Raw genomic sequence first — 22,835 nt, forward strand, 5'->3', positions numbered from 1 at the left:
ATGCCAAACTATAATGGCAAGAAATGCAAGCCACGCCTCAAAGTAATGAATCGTATTGCAGACATCAACGAATGTCTTTGAAAACCATCCCATAAAATGATTCTCAAACCATAGAACAATACCCGTAACTGTCATAACCACAGTACCCCAAATCAAAGCCCAATATTCGCTCTTTTCAATATAATTGAACCTTCCAAATTTCGGCTTCGTCTTTGAGATTCCGAGATTATATTTCAAAACCTGAACCATATCCCTTATATCCTGCATCCTAAACATAATGTCCCTTATAAACTCTCGCCCTCTCTTCGTGAAAATAATGTAGTATAAATGGTAAATTGAGTCAAGGACAAGTATAACAGCCGCAATTCTGTGAATTAATCCTCTATATTTGAAGATAGCTTCACCACCGAGGTTTCTTATACCAACAACCCACCATGCATCTGGAAAAGCAAGCATAAATCCAGTTATGACAAGCGTAAAGAAACTTATAACAAGCGCAAAATGCTGTATTCTCTCCTCAAGCGTCATCCTGAGATAAAGATTTGTCTTTCGAGGTAGTTCATTTGGCGGATGAGCTAACTTAGTGTGCCTTTGCCTATACTTATCAATCGTCTTCCTTATCCAGTCAAGGAGATTATGAACAAACATTGAGCCAACAACTGAGACTATCAAAACGATGTAAATTGTCGAAACCCAATAAATAATTTTCTCATCCGTGCTTGCAACTGTCACATGAATTCTACCCTTAACAAAATTCTCATTTGCCCCAGGATGACATTGTCCACAGGTTTTAACAAGGTTTGCTTTGTGAATACTTGACCTTGGATCAGATGAAGGCAAAATATCATGCACACCGTGGCAACTTGCGCAATTTGCAGCTTCAACATTACCCAATCTAACATTTAAGCCATGATAACTATCTGTGAAAGTTCTAAATTTATCGGATGGCAACCCATATTTTTCTGCAAGTTTTACCGAAGCATGACATTTTGAACAAAGTTGCAAAGCAACATTCCTTGGGGCAACAGGTGAGCGTGGATCGGTGGGCTCAAGAATTAAATGCTCCCCATGGCAATCGGTACAGGTCGGGGAATCCAAATTACCCTTCGCAAGCGCAACACCATGAATGCTTTCTTTAAATTCATTTGATATTTTAACATGACAATTTCCACATGTTGAGACAACATTAAATTTATAAACTCTCGAATTTGGATCGCTCGCTTTCATCATTTCATGAGCTCCGTGACAATCGCTACAAACCGCCGCATCTTGGTTACCGCTATGATATAACCTACCGTGAATGCTTTTCTCATAAGAAGCAATAAAAGCTGATGTATGCGTCATACGACTCCTGACATCTGGATCATCAAGATGACACTTTAAACAAACCTTTATCTCATTTGCACGGCTAATTTTTGACTCACTACTCGTAACTTTCATTATATCATGTTCCCCGTGACAATCTGTGCAAGTAGGGGCACTTTTGAATCCACTTAAAAAAGCTTTCCCATGCTCTGATTCAAAATAATTCAACGCAACCTGTTTATGACACTTTTCACAGGTCCTACCAATATTCGCCCTCGCAACAGTTGAATTCGGATCGCTTGCTTTCAAAACCTTATGCCCCGTATGACAATCCGAGCAATTGATATATTTAGCATGGATACTTTCCTTATACTTCAAGACAAATTCCTGATGTTCATGGACAATTTTCTTGTCCGAGTGGCACCTTAAGCAAACATCCGAAGAAGCGAACTTTATTGAATGAGAGCCATGACAGGCAATGCAATCAGCACCTTTATTAAAACTAAAATGAACGCTTGTCCTAAAATCCTCAAACTCCTTCTTATGACAGGAAGAACACTTGTTAACAAAAATATCTCTGGAAACTTTCACAATTTCATGAATTCCACCATGACAAGAGGCGCATTTCAACTTCAGTGAATGTTTGCTTGATTTGAAACCCGAAACCTCCATGGAATGACACGGAGAACAATCCACAGGTTCAATTTTTCCCTTGTGGGGAATTTCCTCTGGATTAAATCCAATATGACAATCAACACAACTCAATGCCCCATGAGTTGAATTCTCAAATTTCTTCGGATCAACATAGAGAGAAATAATCTTACCATGACGCTCCATCGTCAGCGTCTTATCATCATGGCAAGAAAAACACTCGGCGTTAGACTGAGAAAACAATTTTGAAACAAAAACTATACCTAAAAACATCACTGCTAAAAATTTTTTAATCATAGGTGCTTAGAAAAAATTTGTGGGGAATTTATCATTTTAACCCGATGAGCTGGTGAATTCGTTTATCAGGTTTTTTAGTTCAGATATTTTAAAAAGCTTATCACCACACTTTATAACCTTATCACCCTCCATCTCGATCCTTTCGCTGAAAGCATAAAATGGCGCAATATAAATTATTTTAGCCTTGGGCATCAATTTATCGACAATTGAGTTAATATCAAGCTGGTTTGATTTATAGATGTTTTCATCAATGATGATAAAATCAAATTTACTCTGCGACATTTTTTCGATTGCGTCTTTGCCCGATACGGCAACACAAACTTCAAATCCTTCTTTAATCAAAAACTTTACAAGTAAATTTCTCATTGATTCATCCGCATCTGCCACAAGAACTTTCCTCATCTCTTGGATTTTCTTTATTGTTTTCAAAAATAAAACATCAATCATTATGCCAGAAAAGAGATTGATTTTCAATGGCGAAAATTTGAATTTTCAAATATAATGTGGCAAAATTGCTACAAATAAAGTAGGTAGGGGAAAAATTAAACAATCTTGCCACTCACACTACTTTTTGAAATGAAACCTCCGATTTTGAAGCCTCTTTTAAACTCCATTGATGCCACCTATAACAATACACTTACTAGCCAACCGAGCCTTATCTCTTTATAGACATCCTCTATTTCTATCTACCGAGTTTTATTTTCCCAACTATTAGTTTCCCTTTTCACGCTAACTATGAATTTTAAAATTCAACCATAATAATTCTGCTTTTCGTCATTTTATAACCCCCACATCTCTAAACGACATAGACGACATACCTAACCACTCCTTTTCCCTCACCCCACCTTTTTGCTTAAAATTCAAATAAATGTTAAATTTTTTCAGAAAAAACTAAACTGTCACTCTGATGCGCAGGTCTACAAATCCACTTATCTTACTGTTAGTTTTGATTCTTTTTAACTTTGCATTTTCACAGGATACAAAAGAAAACGCCGAATTTAAACTCGCCATAAATCTGTATAACGAAGGCTTCTACGACCTTGCAATTTCACAGCTAAAAAAATTCATTGACACATATCCCAACAGTCCTCAAACACCAGATGCACAGTTTTATCTTGCGATGTCATATTTCAAACTTAGGAAGTTTGAAGATGCACAAACATTATTTCAAGATTTCGCACTTTCAAAACCATCACACCCCAAAGCAATTGAAGCCCTACTTAAATCCGCCGAATGTTTTGTTGAATTAAAAAAATACAAAGAAGCAGGCTCGGCATTTGAAAGAATAAAACTCTTTTACCCCCGAAATCAGATCGCACCGAAAGCGCTCATTGAATCAGCGAAATATTTTGAACTCGCAAATGATATTCAAAATGCGAAAAAGGTTATACTCGCCCTCATCCAAGAATATCCAGAAAGCGAATATTTCTATACAGCACGATTTAAATTTGCAGAAATCCTGACCAAGGAAGGAAACCTTGAAAGGGCACTGATCGAATACAGAAAAATTTCTAATGAAGTTGATGATAAAAACCTAAAGTTTAAAGCGCTACTTAACATCGCAAGGTTGAACTCATCACTTGGCAAAAGTGAAGAAGCGGAAAATTACTTAACTAATATCGTATCACAAACCGAAATTGCCCCCGGAATAATATCATCTGCATATTTTGAACTTGGAAAACTTCAAGCAGAATTTGGCGAATATGACACCGCGATAAATTATATGTTGAAATCACTTGCTCTGATGGATACATCAGAAGAGAGTAAAACGCTAAAACCCAAAGTTTTGCTCAACCTCGCAAATTATTACTTTAACATCGCCGACTATCAAAATGCAATAAAGTTTTACAATGAGCTTCTAAATTCACTGCCCGAATCAGAATCAAATCCTGAGCTTTATTTCGGTATCGCTGTCGCCTTTGAAAAAATTTTAAACTACCAAAAAGCAAACGAGTTTTATCAAAAGGTCATCAATAGCGATACGACTTCACAATTAACACCCAAAGCACTGCTCGCCCTGGCAAGAAATTACACTCGTCTCGGTGATTTTGAAAGTGCAGTTGAAAACTACAAAAAATTTTTCGAGCTGTATCCATCGAACAAATTAACGCAAGAAGTTCTCTTCCAGTTGGGATTGATTCACGAAGAAAAGTTTAAAGACTACAGAAAAGCGATATATTACTATACCGAGATTTTACATCTTTTCCCTAAAAGTAAATATGTTGACGAAGCCATTTACCATATTGCTGCCTGTCATGCAAGACTTGGTGAAACAAACGATGCTATATCAAACCTTGAAATCTTGGTAAGCGACTACAAATCGTCTGAACTCTATGAAAATGCCCTAAACAAAATCGAAGAGATAAAAAGATTTCAAATAGTTAATCAAACTGATAACTCTGCTTCAATTGCTGAATTAATCGGTGACATTTTAAAAGACAAACCCAAAAGTGAAATTTTTCTCAAACTTGCAGACTTTTATAACTTCAAGCTGAAAGATTACTCAAATGCGCTGAAATACTATGACCTCGCCGTTTCCGAAGGAAAATTTGAGCCCTCCAAAATAGCATTGATAAATTATCAAAAAGTGAACTGTGCCTTTAATCTTTACATCCAAAACAAAATAGAAGCTGACTCAGCAAGGAATTTAATTCAACGCTTTATAAGTTCAAACCCAACAATTGATCAGGGTAAAATTGACACAGCCGTTTTCTACCTATACAAAATTTCAATAGCGGGATTAAATCAAGATGCACGCAGGAAAATTGCCGAAGAATTTAAAACGAAATATCCAAACTCAAAATTCCAAGGTTTATTCGTAACTGAAATTTTAAACTACCATATATCAAACGGAAATTGGAATGAAGTGATAAAACTTTCAACGGAAAATTTCGATAAATTTAATCAAGAGCAAGTTCCGGAAATTCTTTTTAAAAGAGCCTACGCTTACTATAAACTTGGAGAAAATCAAAAATCGCTCTCGGATATAGAACTTATTTTGAAAAAATATTCACCTTCAAATTATGACGCCAAAGCGCTCGACTTGAAGGCACAGATCTTAAAGCAAATGAAAGACTACAGCAAAGCAATAGATGCCTTACGACAAATTGAGAAAAATTACTTTTATACTAATATCGCTGAAGATGTTAAACTAAAAATTGCCGATATTTACTTCGAATCAAACGATTACTTAAAAGCGATAGATGGTTATAAAAGCTATCTCTTGGATGGAGAAAACATAGAAAAAGAACCCGAAACTATATTCAAAATTGCCTCTGCATATTACAATCTTGGAGACCCCGCAAATGCAAAAAAATATTACAAGGCTTATCTCTCAACCCCGAAACCATCGCCAGGCATAGCCATTCAAAACTTGCTACCATCAGCTGGGGAAGCTTATTATACGCTTGGGAAAATATATAAAACCGAAGGGATACCTGAGAAAGCAATTTATTACTTCGATAAAGTTGAAAAATTTAATCCTTCCCTTGGCAAGAAAGCAACTTTTGAATCAGCGGAGATCCTCTTTGAAGGTGAAAAATATGATGAAGCGCTCAAAAGATATAACAAGTTGCTTAAAGTTTCAGCAAATGATAGCGAACGAATTGCAACCACAGCGAAAATTATCATCTGCTATTTCCGAATGAACGATATTGACAACGCAAATAAATCCATAAATTCATTTAAACAATCATTTTCAAAATTTGACATAAAAAATTACCTTGCTGAATTCCAAATTGAACTCGGCGGATATTACTTCAGAAACAAAGACTTCACAAACTCAAAAAAGGTTTTTGATGAAATTGTTAAAAGTTATCCAAACACGAGATTCTCGCACCTTGCCAAGTATTGGACCGCAAAAATAGATGAATATAATGGCAAAATTGACTCTGCAATTCTATCGCTCTTAGAGCTCAACAGAGATCGACTTGATCAAGATGTAAAACTGCGTGTTAATCTATCGCTTGGAAATATCTACTTCAAGCTCGAAAAATACGATTCAGCCACAATCTTTTATAGATTCGTTGTTGAAAACGCTGATAAACCGCAAATCCTAATTCCAGCGATGAATAATCTCCTTGCCTGCTATGAAGAGCTTGGTTATTACGAACTTGCCATTGGAATAGCGAGAAAATACATTGAAAAATTCCCAAATGCCGATGATATTATCGATAAGAAGATAAAAATTGGGGTTATGTATGAAATGCTTGGGAATTATGATCTTGCGCTTTCATACTTTCAAAAACTACTTGAAGAAGCGGATAAGGACCTTGAAGCTGAGCTACACTATTACATAGGTGAAGTTCTCTATTACAAAGGCGAATACGAACAAGCGATACTTGAATTTTTAAAGGTTCCATATCTTGTCACCAAGAAAACGAAGATCGATTGGACTGCAAATGCTTTCTATATGGCTGGTCAATCCTACGAGAAAATGAAAAAATATGATCAAGCAATAAATATGTATCAGCAGATAATTGATAGACCTGGGATTGATCCGATTTTTAAAGCTGGAGCTCAAAAAGAAATTGAACGAGTTAAATCAATTTTAAGACAATAAACCAAGGGGTTGAAAATGTTTGAAAAAGAAGTCGAAAACATAAAACAAAAAGTTTTATCAAAAGTCTCGGGCAGAGATAGAATCTCACTAAATGAAATAATCGCTTGGGACATACCGCAAGCTATGAAAGATTATTTTAACATCTTCGCAGAGAGAATTTTAAGTGAGGAACTTTTAAATGTGCTTTACTCAAAACGCTTTGACCAAAATAATTCCGACTTTATTTCCGCAAGAAAAACCTTGATAAACACGCTTAAAAATGCTCTCCTTTTCACCTACTCTGAATTTGAAGATGCACTTGACAAAGCATCGAAATTTGCACTTAATTTTGTGTTAAGACCCGAATGGACATTGGCAAAAGTAATTTTTAAAAACGAGCCCGTAAAGACGATCGAACAAATAAATGAAACCATTTCAAACTTTAACGAATACAGCTACTACAAAAATCTAATGGTTAAAATTTTGGAGAAGTACCAGTCAAACGAGATAAAATTTGAAATCTTTCAGCGAATGCTGCGCAAAATTGATGAAGAAGTTGTTAAAAATGTCTCAATAAAAGAGTTGCTTTCGATAGTTGAACCTGTTTTTGACTTTTTCAAATTTGCAAACGATTCGGTTTCAGTGCCGGCGGAAGCCTTGATGATTTACTATAGTGATAAAGGCTTGGAAAATATTGTAAAAGAGATTGAGCTTGAAAAAGATCTCCACCGAAGACAAAAACTTACACCAGCAGATCTTGAAATTATCTTAAAACGAGTTTTAAAACCCGCATCCCTTAAGGAAGAAGCCCCTGCATACACAGAGGAACAATCACCTGAGGTAAGAATTGAAACACCGGAAGTTCAACCAAAAGAACCAGTGGAAGAAATTGAAACGATCGAAATAGGATCTGCACCGGGAATAAAACTTTTAGATCTGAATTCACTTCTCGACGAGAAAAGGAAGGAAAAATTTGTGAAGAAAATTTTTAAGCGAGACGAAAGGAGATTTTACGAAGCGATAAATAAATTAAACTCAATAAATAACTGGAAAGAGGCTTCGGCATTTATTGACTCAATTTTCATAGAGCATGAAATTGACCCATATTCGGATGAGGCAGTTGAATTTACCGATTTCGTCTACAGAAGATATTTTCCTGCGATGAGGTGATATGATCTTAATAGATTACGCGAAAATACATGTGAAAGCCGGGGATGGCGGAAATGGTTGCGTCAGTTTCAGGAGGGAAAAATATGTTCCGAAGGGTGGTCCCGATGGAGGCGATGGAGGAAAAGGTGGAGATGTGATAATACGAGCCGACAGAAACCTTTCTACATTGCTTGATTACCAATATAAAACATTTTACAGAGCTGAAAATGGCGAACACGGTCGCGGTAAAAATCAACACGGCAAAAATGGAGAAGATATCGTTTTATTAGTTCCATGTGGGACAATTGTCAAAGATGCACAAACTGGGGAAATCCTTGCTGACCTTGTAAACGACGGCGATGAAGTCATCGTCGCGCGCGGTGGAAAAGGTGGAAGAGGAAACGCAAGATTCGCAACCCCAACAAATAGAGCCCCAAGATTTGCAGAAAAAGGCGAAAAAGGGGAAGAAAGGGAAATTGAACTGGAATTAAAACTTATCGCCGATGTTGGACTGGTTGGTTTCCCAAATGTTGGTAAATCAACTTTGATCTCGAAAATTTCTGCCGCAAAACCAAAAATCGCCGATTATCCATTTACAACGCTTCAACCAAATCTTGGAATAGTGAGATATGATGAATTTAAAAGCTTTGTCGTCGCGGATATGCCCGGGCTTATAGAAGGTGCACACCTTGGCAAAGGTCTTGGGATACAATTCTTAAAACACATTGAAAGAACCAAGCTTCTTGTCATCATGATTGAATGCACAAGTTCAAATCCACGAAAAGATTATGAAACCCTTTTGAATGAGATGCGCCTTTTTTCGGAGGTTTTACTTGAAAAACCAAGGATCGCTGCGATAACAAAAATAGACCTTGCTGACTCAAAACTGAGAAAAAAACTTGACCGCATAAGATTTGAAGATAATGTCCCCATCGTAAAAATTTCTGCAATCACGGGTGAGGGATTAAAAGAGCTTATAAACTTGATGTGGGCTAAACTTCAAGAGATAAAACAACAAGAAGTTAATCCAGTTCAAAATGATTGACTCATTGCATAACTCAATTTTTTACGAAAAACCTGAAGTTGTAAGTTCCGCACCGGGAAAGATAAACCTTATGGGAGAGCATACATATCAAAGTGCTGGCTTCGTCTTTTCAATAGCAATCAACCATCGCACTTATGTTAGTTTATCCTCAAGGTTTGATGAAAAATTTGTTGTTTATTCAGATCGCGCTCTTGCACTTGAAATTTTCACAAAGAAATCACTTGGCAAAATTGAAAAGAATAAATGGATAACACCTGTAAAGGCACTTATAAAAGCTTTGCTTGACAACGGATACGACATCCCCGGACTTAACATATGTATAGCAAGCGATATTCCTCAAAGCCCAAACCTCGCCGATATACCCGCATCCGTCGTGGCTTTGTCATTTGGAATTAGACATCTTCAAAACCTGGAAATTGAAGATATTGATCTATTCCATTTATGTGAGAGGATTGGCAAATATATGACTTCATCTTATGAAAATGTTTTTGACTATATGGCATCCGCACTGGCAAGAGATAACACTGGAATTCTTATCGACTGCAAAACCTTCCAATATGAATACGCACCCATTTCGAGAAGACTAAAAATTTTGATAATTGACCCGGGAAAAGGAGCTGAACTTACCGCGCCTGAGCTTTCGCGAAGAAGAGATGAATGCAAAAACGCCACTGATGTTATATCAACGCTTGATCCACAAGTTAAATCACTTCGCGATTTAACAACTGACAAACTGAACAAATATTCCAACTTCATTGACAAAAGCTCAATGAAGAGAATTAAATACATCGTTGAAGAAAACGAAAGGACGCTTAACTTCGTAATTGCCTTAAGGCGCCGTAATCTTTCACTTCTTGGGAAGCTTATGTTCGATTCACACTTGAGTTTAAGAAATGATTATGAAATCAGCACACCTGAAATTGATGCAATCGTCGATATATCCGCAACGATCGATGGGGTTATAGGAGCAAAACTTTTTGGTGCTAGTTCAGGTGCCATCATTATAGCAATAAAAGAGAAAGCTGGCGAGGCGATAAGGATTATATCTGAAGAGTTTCAAAAAACTTTCGGAAGAAAGCCCAAAATCTATGTCACCTCGCCCGAAAATGGAGTTGAAGTAAGTTCAAGATGAAATTTTAATTCCTCCACAGATACTGAAACTTCAAGAAAAATTGCCTGTTTGTTTGCTTCACACCATGCGGCTCACCGAAATCGAGCATATCAGCAACCGAACCAATATAAAATATTGTAAACGGGTTGAGTTTAAAACTTAACAACGGGAAAACTTGAATTGATCTGCTAAACGAATTATATTGCGTTATCAATCTGATAAAAAAGTTTGGATTGAACTGATAAATTCCAACAAGGCCAGCAACATAACCGTCGTAAAATATTTCACCAGTTCTATTATCCTCAAGTCGTGCTTTCGCAATCCAAATCGAAAATTCAAATTTATCCGTGGGTTTAAGTTTTAAATAAACATTAAATTCCTTTGCGAATCCAAGCTTCGGCTCGCTACCCCGATAAATTTTCCTTCCATATTCACCCTCCAACTGGAATGTTAAAAATTCAAATGGTGTTGAATAAAAATTTGCAAAAAGTCTTGTAATTTTACTGAACTTATGCCCTCTAAAAATCTCTTCATTAACAGGCAAAAAACCAACAAAAACATTTATCTGATTTTTAAACTGTCCTCCCACGCCAAGCATAACCCATCTATCTTTTCTTGCCCCAAGATAATTAAACTCAAGTCCCGCCTCGACTATCACATTTGCGATGTCAATAATTGGATTGTTCAAATAAAAGTTAAAATTATTTTCAATATTAATCTGTCTCTTGTTGTTTGATGTGACAAATCCAAGATGTGGTTGAAATGTCGGTGAAAAATCACGGTATGAGATACTAAATTCATGGTTTTTTGTAACACGCGAGAGCCTGAAGACCATACCCTTCCCGCTATACCTCTCCCCATTAAATGTAGCATTATAACCAGTATTGCCAAATTTCCTTTCCTCACTGAATAAATCTGGATTGTTAATTTCCTTTGTCATGCTGTAAAGAATCTGCCCCCTGAAATAATAATTTTTCCAAAAAAGATGATTCCAATCAACCCCGCCAACATAGTTATAAGCATTTGAAAAGTTTCTGCCAGTTAAAATCAAGCCAACATAGGACTGCTCACCAAAATCATATCTTAACCTCCCAAGATTTACAAATGATTTCAATTCAGTTGAGATAGTAGAACTGCTTTCCTCGCCTGGAATTAGAAAGGGCGGTTTCTCGTCAAGGGACGATAAATAAGCGATCGTTAACCTGTTCGATTTCTGCTTTAATTTTAAAGCAAAAATTGGGTTATTTATCATCCTTGAGTAAAAAACATTTATCGGGGTTTGAAAAATTTCGCTCCCTTCGAGAAAGAATGGTCTCTTCTCTGGATAATAAAGCGCAAATGTAGTGTTGACACTTATTTGATAAGCGTCAGTTTCAACTTGGCTAAAATCAGGATTTAAAACTCCCTCAATTGTAAGTTCAGGATTTGGAGAAAACTTAACGCCTGTGCCAACCCTTGCCTTGACAGGTTCATTTTTAAAACCAAGCGAAGGGTCACTGTAACTTTTGATAGCCCCAGTTTGATAACCCATAATGTAAGGCAAAACCTCAATAAATTTGACCGAAGAAATCCCCTCAAGCCCCGTTAATTTCCCGCTCTGACAAAGAAGACAAGGGTTATTTTTATCAAATGGAGTCCACGAAAAAATAAATCTACTCTCCCGAGGATAATTCCTAGCAATTAATATACTCCACTCCGGATTTTCTTTCTTTGGAAATCTCAAACTCTTAAATGGAATTGCAACCTCAACCGTCCAGCCAGAATCGGTTACCACTCCAGCTGAATGCCATACAAGATCAAAACTTATATCTTCTGAATTCCCAGCTCTTATGGCATCACCCTGAATCCCATAAGGATTAACCGCAAGCTCATATGCATTTTGATTGTCCCCGTATGTATCAATTATCAAAATTATAAAATCATCTTCCCAGATTTTATCCCTGTCAGTTATACGAGCCCTTATCTGGGAAGGATTAGTATCGTAACAAATAAAACCAAAATAAAGATTTTGGTTATCATATAAAACCATCGCTATTGTTTTTTGATGTGCAGGCTTGTTATCAGTTATTTGAATTTCATAATTTAGCTCGACCTTCTCAGCTTGACTCCAAGAACTTTCCTCTAATTTCCCATCAATTTTAATAGGTTCATCGATTTTAAGTGCTTTGATTTTAAAATTATTTTGTGCATTGATTAGGAACAAAGGCATAAATAGAGCAAGTATAGCTATCCTCCTCATAGCGTGGATTCTTGTTTTTTGAGTTTTACTCGCAAAATTTAATACGCATAAAAGTAATTATGGTTTCGCCACAGAAACAAGGCGAGAAACATTACAATATAATTGGTAGGATTTAAACAAAAAAGCGGGCATTAAGCCCGCTTCTTAATAAATTCATCACGTCAAACCACACAATTTAATCAGAAAAGAAGATGATAAACTAAGCTTATATTTCTTCCGGGCATCGGTGCGAAATTCTTTATCCTCGAAAGGTGATCGTAATATGTTCTATTGGTCAAATTTTCAACATTTAAATTTATTTCGTGTGCAAATCCCCCAACAACAAATCTAACCCCGAAATGCAAATTAACAATAGCATAACCGGCTGTTCTTGATTCTGATTCTTCTGGGGCAACTTTGTTTTGAGATGAAACAGCTTTGACTTCAATCCCAAAATTATATTTACTTGTCCTATACTCAACACCAGCTATCACTCGCAAAGGTGGGATCATAGGAAGATACTCATTCACATTTCTCTTCTTGCCTTCAACATAGTCAATGAGAAAAGTGCAGGTTAAATATTTAAATAACTCATACTCAAACTTCGCCTCAAATCCTTTTAAAAGGGCATTCGTAGATGTGTATTTATATTTCGGAAGTCCCGAGACAGAATCAATTTCTCCCATCGCTTGTGGATAAATGTAATTATCAATGTAGTTCAAAAAGCCCGTGACTTCAGCATTTGCCCTCGTCGTGAGCCACTTTATCGAAAGATCAAATTCATTTGAAGTTTCAGCTTTCAAATCCCGATTCCCTATCTCAAAGCTTTGGGTTCCAAGATGTGGACCATAAGCGAAAAGCTCTTGAAGCGTTGGAATTCTGAAACCTCGAGAAAAGCTAAAAGACAAAACAATTGGATTATAAAGTTTATAAACTAAGCCAGCTGAACTTGAGAAAACATTGAACTTTCTCTTCACCGCCGGCAAGTCTCCAAATTTCTCTGAGTTAACCTGTGCAAAATCATATCTCAAACCCGCCTGCAAAGTCAATTTATCAATTCCAAACTCTTCATATAAAATCAAAGAAGCAAGATAAAGTTTAGCATCAGCGTAAAATTTCTCCTCACCTACCGTGTTATAGTTTTGATACAAAAAGCTTGTTCCAATCATACCTGTAAAATTGCCAACCTTAGCATGTTTAAACTTCAAGTCAGCACCTGTAGTTTTGGTCTTTATATAAGTTGCCACTTCATCCCCCTCAATTTCTCTATGATCATAGTCTGTTTGATTAACCAGCAATTCGATCCCTCCATCATTGTCAAATTTTATATCGGATTTAAATACCAACTTATTTCTACTGACCTTAAACCTTGGATGTTCATCTCCCTCCACAGGGATACCATAATTCCCGCTGAAATTTCTAAAAGCTAACCCGGCACTTAGATTTTTGGTGTGATAAGCAAGCCCTAACAATGATGTTAAGTTATCATCATTTGTATTCTCAAGCGTCTTAATCGGTGTCTTTGTATTTCCACTCTTTCTGTACCCAAATTCACCTCTGAAACCAAAGTTTTTAATTCCATAATCAATTGCACTAAAACCTGTAAAAGATGAATTCACGCTTGAACCGCTAAACCTAAACGAACCCCTAAGTTTATCATGAACTGTCCTCGGTATATCTTCGGAGATTATATTTATCGCACCGCCAACAGCGTTCACACCGTAAAATAAGCTCGCCGGTCCACGGATTACTTCAATCCTCTCCACGGAGATAGGATCAAACGAAATAGCATGATCTGGCGACAAATCGGAAGCATCTCCAATTCTCACCCCATTGTCAAGAATAAGAACCCTTGTCCCCGTCAAACCCCGAACCACGGGCCTTCCAACTGCTGAGCCGTTATACTCAAGATTTATGCCTGGCTCATAGGAAAGGGTCTTTGCGATATTATCACTCAGTCTTAATCCGAGCCTATCCTCATCAAGTACAGCTACTGGTTGATAAATTTCAAAAGGGCTTTTTTCATATATTGAACCTGTGACGATAACCCCCGGAAGAGAAATGACCGTTTGCTCAAGCTCAATGTTAACTTCGGTCGTTCCATTGTCTTTAACATCTACCTTCTTATGAAATTTCCTATAGCCAACATAACTTACCTCCAGCGTATATTCCCCATCAGGAACCCCACTAATGATAAATGTCCCATCTGGTTTTGTAATTGTTCCTTTTTTAAGTTCTACCAGGTGAACATCAGCATATGGAAGTGGCTCTCGGGTTAATTTATCTATGACTTTACCTTTTATCGTTGTCCCTTGGGAAAACGAAATTGTAAAAAGCCCTAAAACAAATGCAACAATCACAGCAATGCGCATTCCACAGCTCAAAATTTAGTTTTTAAAAAATTTTTTTAAATGTTTTTAAGCAGGTGAAAAAAACAAGTGTGGAAATTATGAAACTGGCGGGGCTCTATTTGAGACAAGAGAGAAAAATTGGGATTTAGGTAAAATTAAATCTCCAAGGGCAAACGAACTTGATGAAATAGCGAATGAACTTAAATTATATCCTTTTACAAAAACATGATTCAAATTTAAACGGGAGATAACGCAGGCTAACTCAGATTTTAAATCGGGATGAAATTTATGACCAATGCATTTGTGTTCAGCGAACTGCTTCTCACCTAAATTTAAGTGAAAATGCCAATGAATCCAGATGTAAACAACTCCAACGAGATAAACTAAAAGCGTTAACACTATGTAAATTTTTCTTCTCAATGTCAACCTTTTAAATAGTTTCTCAAAATTAAAAAACAAAGGAACCACTACCCCTTGTTCCCTAAAAGCCGAGCAAACGCTTTATGTTCCCCGAGAGTATCTTCTGAATTTCGTCGGAAGACAAACCGATTTCATTTAATATCTCAAGTTGTTGATTCAGTATATCAATCCTGTATCCCCGAGGGAAAACGCCGCTATCCGTTCCAAATACAACTCTGTCAACGCCGAATATCTCTATCGTTTTCTCAAATACAGTTTTAAGGTCAATTTTGTATGGCAGAATTTTAACCCAAGAGTTTGAACTTGATGTGTCAACATAAATATTTTTACATTGAGCACCAAGCATTAAAAGTTCTCTAAAATATCCAGCCCCGAAATGCGGGATTATGAAGTTAACATTCGGATGTCTTACAGCAACTCTGTGGAGATCCGTGGGATTGCTATAAGTTCCATCTATTTGATCTTTAACGCCGATCATCTCACGAATTGGTATCTTTAAAATTCCAAAATGTACAAAAACAACCAAACGATATTCCTCAGCAAGGAGGTAAACCCGTTCAAGCAATTCATCATAAACATGAATATGGTAAAGCGCAGGAAATAAAATCATTCCCCTCATCCCCATATTTTCAACGGCGTGCTTTATCTCTAAATCTATCTTTTCAGCAAGTGGATTGAGCATGAAGAAGCCAATAAATTTATCTGGAAACGCTGTTACGGCTGTAGACACCGAGAGCGTATCTTCAGGGACGCTTGAAAACAAGACAAGTTTTGAAATTCCGTATTTCTCCATCTCCTCAATCCAGCGTTTCGCAAGTTGAACGGGACTGATTGGCGGTGTCTCTATACCATATCTTTCCTTAAGTAAAACGAATTCATCGCTTACAGATGTTTCACCACCTTTCATCTTTATCAATGTTTTAAAAAAACTGAATGAAAAGAAGTGAACATGTGCATCCCAAACTTCAAATTTTTCGGTCATTATTTCTTTCCTGCAATAAATTTCATATCCAATTAAAAATACCAAAATTCTCATTTCTTTTCAACAAGACCCCAAAAATAAAAAAGACCGCTGGCGCTCGGGGACACACGCCAGCGATCTCGGCGGGAAAGGAAACGGGGATGATTATGCAGTTTTAATATAACAATTTCAAAACTATTTGTCAAGTGTTTTCAACATTAATTTCAGAGAAATAAAAAATTACCTCTTTACACCCCTGATGCCTTCGCTTTTACTCTTGACTAGTGAGAAAATAATGCGTAAAATTTAATTAAAAACATTTAAAACTAATTTCATGGCAAAATGAGAAAACTTAATCTTATCGTAATTTTCTCATTGCTCCTTGCTCAAATAACATTGCTTGAATCAGCTTCAAAAAAGCCCGTCAAAGCTTTCAACGGAATGGTTGTTTCTTCCGACTCACTTGCGACAAAGGTTGGAATTGAAATTTTAAAAAAGGGTGGAAATGCTGTCGATGCAGCAGTTGCAGTTGGTTTTGCACTCGCCGTGACATATCCACAGGCTGGAAATATCGGAGGCGGAGGATTTATGGTCATAAGAATGGCAAACGGTGAAACAGTCACAATTGATTATAGAGAAAAAGCACCGCTAAAAGCACACGAAGATATGTTCTTAGATGAAAATGGTAATTTCATACCTGAAAAAAGCCAAATTGGACATCTATCCGTTGGGGTCCCCGGCTCAGTTGCTGGACTGTTGCTCGCACTTGAAAAATACGGAACTATGTCAAGAAAGGAAGTTTTAAATCCGGCGATCAAACTTGCTGAAAAAGGTTTTATTGTAAACGAAGGTCTTGCAAATGCTTTTAAAAATGCTTTTGAACATTTTAAAAAATTTCCAAGCACGATGAAATACTTTTCAAAAAATGGAGAACCATATAAAGAGGGAGATAAACTCATTCAAAAAGACCTTGCAAAAGTTTTAAAATTGATAAGAGATAAAGGTAGAGATGGATTTTACAAAGGTAAAGTTGCGGACTTGATCGTTGCTGAAATGAAAAGGGGTGGTGGAATAATAACTCATGAAGATCTCGAAAATTATCAACCCGTGATAAGAAAACCAGTTATTGGAACTTACCGTGGATATGAAATCATCTCGATGGGCCCACCGAGCTCAGGGGGCGTTTGCTTGATTGAACTTCTTAACATTCTTGAAAACTTCGATCTGAAAAAATACGGATTTGGCTCATCTTACACAATTCACTATCTCGTCGAGGCGATGAAAAGAGTTTATGCAGATAGAGCCGAATATCTTGGTGACCCAGATTTTGTCGAGATTCCACTTGAAAAACTTTTATCAAAAGAATATGCTAAAACGATCGCAAACGAAATAGACACACTTTTTGCAACCCCAAGCTCAAAAATAGTTCGGTCGGTTTCACCACCTGAAGAAGGTTCACATACGACACACTACTCAGTTGTTGACAAATGGGGAAATGTTGTAAGCGTTACGACGACGATAAACAGTTATTTCGGCTCAATGGTTGCAGTTGACGGTGCTGGTTTCTTTCTCAACAATGAAATGGATGATTTCAGCGCAAAGCCAGGAACCCCAAATCAATTCGGACTGCTTGGCAATAAAGCAAATTCAATCCAACCGGGCAAAAGAATGTTAAGTTCAATGACCCCAACGATAGTTTTAAAAAATGGAAAACCATTCCTTATACTCGGCTCACCCGGCGGTTCAACAATTATAACCTCTGTCCTACAGGTGATTTTAAATGTAATTGATTTTGGAATGAACATACAGGAAGCAGTTGACGCGCCAAGAATTCACCATCAATGGTATCCCGATGTTGTTTACTATGAAAAACGAGGATTGCCTCTTGATGTGATTGAGAACTTGGGAAAGCGCGGGCATAAACTTGTAGAAAGGCGCGGATTTCAAGGTGAAGTTCAAGCAATTTTAATTGATGAAAATGGAGTTAAATATGGCGCTGCTGACCCAAGGGGTTACGGTTTCGCAATGGGATATTAAATTTCTTTATTTTTCCATCTTTTCGTAAATTACTAAAAAAATTGGGTAAACTTTTGAACAACATTGAGAATTGCGATTATTTCTGACATACATTCAAATCTTGAAGCGCTAACGAAAGCCTTCGAAATAATCGACACAAAAAATGTTGATGAAATCGTTTGCCTCGGCGATATAGTTGGATACGGTGCAAATCCTAATGAGTGTGTTGAACTGATAAAAAAGCGAGTCAAATATGTTGTGATTGGAAATCATGATTATGCAGTTGCAGTTGACCCAAATGAACTCTTGTATTTTAGCGCACACGCTCGGGAGTCAGATCTGTGGACAAGGGATGTTTTAACAAAAGAAAATCTTGACTTTTTAAAGTCGCTTCCATTTACGATATCTTTTAAAGACTTGCTTTTCGTTCATTCATCTCCAGCTCAGCCCAGGGAATGGGAATATATTTTCACAGAAGTGCAAGCAAAGGTTCAATTCCCGTATTTCAAGGAAAAAATTTGTTTCATCGGTCATTCTCATTTGCCTGGAGTTTTTCCGGAGACGGGTTCATACAACGGAAAACTTGACAGAAACACAAGATACATAATTAATGTTGGAAGCGTAGGTCAACCCAGGGACGGGGATTGGAGATTATGTTTTGGTATATTTGACACAAATACCTGGACATATGAAGAGATTCGTGCGGAATACGATGTTGAAAAAGCCTCAAACAAAATCATTCAAAATGGTTTGCCGAAGGTGCTTGCGAAAAGGATACTGGTGGGATGGTAAAATTTATAGATTGTATTTTATCTTTTTCCTTCTGTTTCTGATGTAATCGACAAACACAAACTCGCCGAGTTTATCAAGCGAGGAATAATAAGCACGCCCGCGATTTGATTTTGTCAATTCTTCGACAAAATTTATCAAATACGGATCCCTCGCAACCATAAATGTGCATATCGTTATTTTCTCCCTTCTACATGCGACTGCTTCATCAAGAGTTTTATTAACTATCTTTGGATCAAGCCCAAAAGAATTTTTATACAATCTCCCGTCCGGCTCAAAAATCGCAGAAGGTTTTCCATCCGTTACGAGAAAAATTTGCTTATTCACATTCCCCTCCTTCCTCAAAAGATGTCTGGCGAGTTGAAGAGCTGCTTTCGTGTTTGTATGATAAGGTCCGGCACTTACGAAAGGAAGCTCGGACAAGGTTATAAGTTTTGCGTCATCACCAAAGACGACGATGTAAAGTTTATCCTTTGGAAATCTGGTCTTTATAAGTTCCGCAAGGGCAAGCGAAACTTGCTTCGCCGGGGTTATTCTATCCTCGCCATACAAAATCATGCTGTGACTTATGTCAAGTAAAATAACCGTTGCGCATGATGTCATAAACTCAGTCTCATAAACTTGTAAATCCTCTTCCCTTATCGTAAAGTCATCAACCCCATCCCTTATCAAAGCATTTGTAACGGTTGATGTCAAATCAATATTTGCCGGTTGATCTCCAAATTGATATGGCCTTGTCTCGCTTAATCTATCAATACCTTCACCTGAGTGCGGGGTTTCATGAAATCCGGATATAGGTCCCTTCTTTAAACTGTTAAAAATTTCATTTAGCGCATCTTGTCTTATCCTCTGAACACCCTTCGTCGTCAAAATCAACATATCCTTCGCCTCATCAATGTAGCCTATCTCTTTTAATTTTTGCACAAAGTCATCAAATGTAAATTTCTCATCAAACAAATCATTCTCTTCACCTATCATCTTCATCCATTCAAGAGCTTCTTTCACATCCCCGCTCGTCTTAAGCAGAAGATAACTAAAAAGAGAAAGCAACTGCTGCAACCTTTGTTCATCTGTCATCGACTGATCCGTCCATTTAGAATATCGAATGAACATATTTTTAAACCTCACTTTTAATTTTCAATCGTTCAGACCGTAAATTTTCTTAAACTCTTCATAACTTAATCTCTTCAATTCAAAGATATTGTCAACAAGCGTGTATAAATTGCCCCCAAGCCTCCCAACAACTTTTAATTTTTTTGGATTAACAACACCATCTTCAAGAAGCTCATCCCTAATGTGAAACATCACAACTTCACCAAACACAACAGAATTGGGGGCTTCACCTATCTCAATAATTTTGATAACTTTACACTCAAAATTTATCGGCGACTCAAGTATTCTTGGGGACCTAACAATATCACTATCAATTGGCGTAAGCTCTGCTATTTTGGCTTCGCTCATTCCATATGGGAAATCAACGGCGCATATATTCATCTTTTCCGCTATCTCTTCAGTGACGATGTTAACAACAAAATCACCATTAAGTTCAATGTTTTTCAAGGTATCTTTTTTATCACCATCTCTTTTCCTGTCTATGGAGATGTAAATTATAGGTGGCTTTGAACTTACGCCCCCAAAGAAACTAAATGGGGCGACATTGACAACTCCCGATTCATTTACCGTTGAAACAAGGGCAATTGGTCTTGGTATAAGAGCGCTTATCAAAAGTTTATACGCTTGAGATTTTGAAAGTTCTCCCGGTTCAATTTTCATTTGAACTATGTTACCTTTGTTTCACAATAATTGAGTTAAAAAAGGATTAGTTTGTTTTTCCTTTCCGATCGTGGTTGAGGGACCGTGTCCCGGATAAACCACAACATCGTCATCAAGAACAAAAAGTTTTTCCTGAATTGATTTTATTATCTCATCATAAGAGCCACCCGGAAGGTCGGTTCTCCCAATTGTCCCTGCAAACAATGTGTCACCACTAAACAAAACCTTTTCATTCTCCTCATAAAGACAAATGCTGCCAAGCGTATGACCCGGGGTGTGAATTACCCTTAACCTTAAATTGCCAACCTCAATCACATCTCCGTCGTTTAAAATTATATCCGGTCTAATTGCCTCAATCTTAAATGGAAGGTCATAAATTACGGACTTAGGATCTTCAAGCAAATGAACATCTCTTCGATGGATAGCAACCTTAGCTGCAGTCAAATGCACAATTTCAGAATCATCGGCAATATGATCCCAATGCCCATGCGTGTTAATTAAACAAAGAATTTCACAACCTTGCTTCTTCGCCTCATCTACAATTTCTCTTGCTGAATCTTTCGGAGCATCGATCACAACAGCATAATTACTTTTCTCATCAATTACGAGATAACCAATGGTCAAAAGTGGACCTGATTCAAAAGCTTTAACTATCATCCCGAACCAAATTTTGTTTTAAAATTCTTCCCTTGTTCTACTTGAAAAAATGCTTACGACCATATCTTTATAAGAACTGATGTTATCAACTTCATCCTTTGCTATCCTTGAAAATTGATGCAAACCATCAAGCACAAATTCCATCGCCGTCGCCATCGCATATTTATCATTTTCATCAACTTTAAGATACTTTTTCGCAATTTCTTTTAAACCCTTTACTTTACAAAGCTCAGCATAGAAAGCATCAATTGGCATCTCATCTGAAATTTCTATTTTATTTCCGCTCTCAAACCAAGCAATTATTTGAGCGTATTCTTGATGACTTGATTGAGCTTGCGTCCTCCCTTTTTCCTCGTAAGAGTGGTATCTTGACTTTGGTAATGGATCGGGGAAATACTTTTTAAACACTTCTCTTATCGCTTTGCCAATCAAAGCCTTACTTACCTTCACACTTCCCTCTTGCTCACCTTCAAAAACAAGTTCAACCTTCCCCGTTATACCTGGCAAGATGAAATTTAAATCACAAATTCTCGGGTAAATAACATCTTCATTAAGCCTTATAGCTCTTCTTTCGGCATTGCTTATAAGATTTTCCATACATGAAATCGTCAACCTTGCGCTCACTCCCGACTTTTGATCGACAAACTCACTTGTCCTTGCTTGAAACGCCACTTGCTCGATTATCTCTTTAAAATAGTATGGAATTATCACCTTTTTACCTGAATCCCTATTTAGCCACGCCTCTTGTTCTGTAATTTTAATCCCATCTTCAATTGTTCTTGGATAGTGAGTCAATATCTGCGACCCAATTCTATCTTTCAAAGGCGTTATTATATTTCCACGGTTCGTATAATCTTCTGGGTTTGCGGTGAAAATTATCATAATATCAAGTGGAATTCTTATGTTAAATCCCCTTATTTGAATATCTCGCTCTTGCATTATGTTAAATAAACCAACTTGGATTCTCGGCTGAAGGTCTGGGAGTTCGTTTATGACGAATATACCACGATTTGTTCTTGGGATTATACCCCAATGGATTACACCTTCATGCGAATAATAAAGTTTTTGCGTTGCTGCTTTTATCGGGTCTATATCCCCGATCAAATCTGCTATCGTGACATCAGGCGTGGCAAGCTTTTCACCATATCTTCTTTCCCTTGGAAGCCATTCAATTTCAACATCATCACCATACTCTTTCACAAGGTCAACACATCTTTTGCAAAGTGGCTTATAAGGGTTATCGTTTATCTCACACCCTTTAATTATCGGGATATACTCATCGAGAAGGTTCACAAACATTCTTGCAATTTTTGTCTTCGCCTGTCCCCTTAAACCCAACAGGATTATATCATGCTTTGAAAGTATCGCATTTACTATCGCTGGGATCACGGTTTTATCGTAGCCGATTATCCCCGGGAAAAGAACCTCATTATTTTTGAGTTTTTGAATCACATTCTTTCTCAATTCTTCCTTGACAGGAAGGACTTTATATCCAGAGCGTTTCAGCTCACCTATCGTTTTCGCAAATTTCATTTTTAGAAGTTAAATTTTG

Annotated in this window: 16 protein-coding genes; 6 read left to right on the forward strand and 10 right to left on the reverse strand. The window is 37.1% G+C overall.

What is annotated here, in order from left to right; all coding sequences use genetic code 11:
- Positions 1–2,253: cytochrome c3 family protein (locus AWW78_RS01390; protein ID WP_141653874.1), on the reverse strand; the 2,253-nt coding region annotated here is incomplete at its 3' end.
- A 36-nt stretch (positions 2,254–2,289) separates the two neighbouring features.
- Entirely contained in the window at positions 2,290–2,655 is a 366-nt protein-coding gene (locus tag AWW78_RS01395) for a response regulator (RefSeq protein ID WP_159421009.1), read from the reverse strand.
- Between the two features lie 505 nt (positions 2,656–3,160).
- Between AWW78_RS01395 and AWW78_RS01400 the strand changes: the two genes are divergently transcribed.
- Genes AWW78_RS01400 through AWW78_RS01415 form a run of 4 tightly spaced genes read left to right on the forward strand, consistent with a single transcriptional unit; the run spans position 3,161 to position 10,119 of the window.
- Positions 3,161–6,814 carry a tetratricopeptide repeat protein gene (locus AWW78_RS01400; RefSeq protein ID WP_047133918.1) on the forward strand — a complete coding sequence of 1,218 codons (3,654 nt, stop codon included), beginning with the start codon at positions 3,161–3,163 and terminating at the stop codon, positions 6,812–6,814.
- 15 nt (positions 6,815–6,829) lie between these two features.
- Positions 6,830–7,963 (forward strand): hypothetical protein, encoded by a 1,134-nt coding sequence (locus AWW78_RS01405; protein ID WP_047133919.1) that lies wholly within the window; start codon positions 6,830–6,832, stop codon positions 7,961–7,963.
- A gap of 1 nt (position 7,964) precedes the next feature.
- Positions 7,965–8,987: a GTPase ObgE gene (obgE, locus tag AWW78_RS01410; RefSeq protein WP_047133920.1), complete on the forward strand. Its 1,023-nt coding sequence runs from the start codon at positions 7,965–7,967 to the stop codon at positions 8,985–8,987.
- Positions 8,980–10,119, forward strand: coding sequence for a galactokinase (locus AWW78_RS01415; RefSeq protein WP_047133921.1), 1,140 nt, complete (start codon positions 8,980–8,982; stop codon positions 10,117–10,119). The genes obgE and AWW78_RS01415 overlap by 8 nt, the downstream gene beginning before the upstream one ends.
- A 4-nt stretch (positions 10,120–10,123) precedes the next feature.
- Here AWW78_RS01415 and AWW78_RS01420 read toward each other — a convergent pair whose 3' ends face one another.
- From AWW78_RS01420 to AWW78_RS01435, 4 genes are all read right to left on the reverse strand, one after another.
- Positions 10,124–12,337 (reverse strand): carbohydrate binding family 9 domain-containing protein, encoded by a 2,214-nt coding sequence (locus tag AWW78_RS01420; protein WP_047133922.1) that lies wholly within the window; start codon positions 12,335–12,337, stop codon positions 10,124–10,126.
- A gap of 179 nt (positions 12,338–12,516) precedes the next feature.
- Entirely contained in the window at positions 12,517–14,688 is a 2,172-nt protein-coding gene (locus tag AWW78_RS01425; RefSeq protein WP_047133923.1) for a TonB-dependent receptor, read from the reverse strand.
- A 75-nt stretch (positions 14,689–14,763) separates the two neighbouring features.
- Positions 14,764–15,087, reverse strand: a complete 324-nt coding sequence (locus AWW78_RS01430; RefSeq protein WP_075458869.1) for a hypothetical protein — start codon at positions 15,085–15,087, stop codon at positions 14,764–14,766.
- A gap of 61 nt (positions 15,088–15,148) precedes the next feature.
- Positions 15,149–16,123, reverse strand: a complete 975-nt coding sequence (locus AWW78_RS01435; RefSeq protein ID WP_082357565.1) for an amidohydrolase family protein — start codon at positions 16,121–16,123, stop codon at positions 15,149–15,151.
- Positions 16,124–16,390: 267 nt separating this feature from the next.
- On the opposite strand from AWW78_RS01435, the gene ggt reads away from it, so the two are divergent.
- Together ggt and AWW78_RS01445 are read left to right on the forward strand one after the other, a co-directional pair.
- A complete protein-coding gene (gene ggt / locus AWW78_RS01440; RefSeq protein WP_047133925.1) occupies positions 16,391–18,085 on the forward strand; it encodes a gamma-glutamyltransferase in 1,695 nt (564 codons plus the stop codon).
- 63 nt (positions 18,086–18,148) lie between these two features.
- Positions 18,149–18,856 (forward strand): metallophosphoesterase family protein, encoded by a 708-nt coding sequence (locus AWW78_RS01445; RefSeq protein ID WP_047133926.1) that lies wholly within the window; start codon positions 18,149–18,151, stop codon positions 18,854–18,856.
- Positions 18,857–18,859: 3 nt separating this feature from the next.
- On the opposite strand, the gene AWW78_RS01450 is transcribed toward AWW78_RS01445, so the two are convergent.
- Genes AWW78_RS01450 through AWW78_RS01465 form a run of 4 tightly spaced genes read right to left on the reverse strand, consistent with a single transcriptional unit; the run spans position 18,860 to position 22,816 of the window.
- The gene (locus tag AWW78_RS01450; protein WP_047133927.1) at positions 18,860–19,966 is read right to left on the reverse strand and encodes a vWA domain-containing protein; all 1,107 of its coding nucleotides are present in this window, start codon (positions 19,964–19,966) and stop codon (positions 18,860–18,862) included.
- 24 nt (positions 19,967–19,990) lie between these two features.
- Entirely contained in the window at positions 19,991–20,626 is a 636-nt protein-coding gene (locus AWW78_RS01455) for a flavin reductase family protein (protein WP_047133928.1), read from the reverse strand.
- A 21-nt stretch (positions 20,627–20,647) separates the two neighbouring features.
- On the reverse strand, positions 20,648–21,283 hold the full coding sequence (locus AWW78_RS01460; protein WP_047133929.1) for an MBL fold metallo-hydrolase: 636 nt from the start codon (positions 21,281–21,283) through the stop codon (positions 20,648–20,650).
- 18 nt (positions 21,284–21,301) lie between these two features.
- Entirely contained in the window at positions 21,302–22,816 is a 1,515-nt protein-coding gene (locus AWW78_RS01465; RefSeq protein ID WP_047133930.1) for a sigma 54-interacting transcriptional regulator, read from the reverse strand.
- Between the last annotated feature and the right edge of the window lie 19 nt (positions 22,817–22,835).

The sequence above is a fragment of the Candidatus Kryptonium thompsonii genome (assembly GCF_001535985.1).
GTDB classification, from domain to species: Bacteria; Bacteroidota; Ignavibacteria; order Kryptoniales; family Kryptoniaceae; genus Kryptonium; species Kryptonium thompsonii.

Excerpts from the sequence above, each read along its gene's own strand:
- AWW78_RS01395 (WP_159421009.1), bottom strand. The coding sequence starts at position 2,655 with ATGAGGAAAGTTCTTGTGGCAGATGCGGATGAATCAATGAGAAATTTA.
- AWW78_RS01400 (WP_047133918.1), top strand. The coding sequence starts at position 3,161 with ATGCGCAGGTCTACAAATCCACTTATCTTACTGTTAGTTTTGATTCTT.
- AWW78_RS01405 (WP_047133919.1), top strand. The coding sequence starts at position 6,830 with ATGTTTGAAAAAGAAGTCGAAAACATAAAACAAAAAGTTTTATCAAAA.
- obgE (WP_047133920.1), top strand. The coding sequence starts at position 7,965 with ATGATCTTAATAGATTACGCGAAAATACATGTGAAAGCCGGGGATGGC.
- AWW78_RS01415 (WP_047133921.1), top strand. The coding sequence starts at position 8,980 with ATGATTGACTCATTGCATAACTCAATTTTTTACGAAAAACCTGAAGTT.
- AWW78_RS01420 (WP_047133922.1), bottom strand. The coding sequence starts at position 12,337 with ATGAGGAGGATAGCTATACTTGCTCTATTTATGCCTTTGTTCCTAATC.
- AWW78_RS01425 (WP_047133923.1), bottom strand. The coding sequence starts at position 14,688 with ATGCGCATTGCTGTGATTGTTGCATTTGTTTTAGGGCTTTTTACAATT.
- AWW78_RS01435 (WP_082357565.1), bottom strand. The coding sequence starts at position 16,123 with ATGAGAATTTTGGTATTTTTAATTGGATATGAAATTTATTGCAGGAAA.
- ggt (WP_047133925.1), top strand. The coding sequence starts at position 16,391 with ATGAGAAAACTTAATCTTATCGTAATTTTCTCATTGCTCCTTGCTCAA.
- AWW78_RS01450 (WP_047133927.1), bottom strand. The coding sequence starts at position 19,966 with ATGTTCATTCGATATTCTAAATGGACGGATCAGTCGATGACAGATGAA.
- AWW78_RS01455 (WP_047133928.1), bottom strand. The coding sequence starts at position 20,626 with ATGAAAATTGAACCGGGAGAACTTTCAAAATCTCAAGCGTATAAACTT.
- AWW78_RS01460 (WP_047133929.1), bottom strand. The coding sequence starts at position 21,283 with ATGATAGTTAAAGCTTTTGAATCAGGTCCACTTTTGACCATTGGTTAT.
- AWW78_RS01465 (WP_047133930.1), bottom strand. The coding sequence starts at position 22,816 with ATGAAATTTGCGAAAACGATAGGTGAGCTGAAACGCTCTGGATATAAA.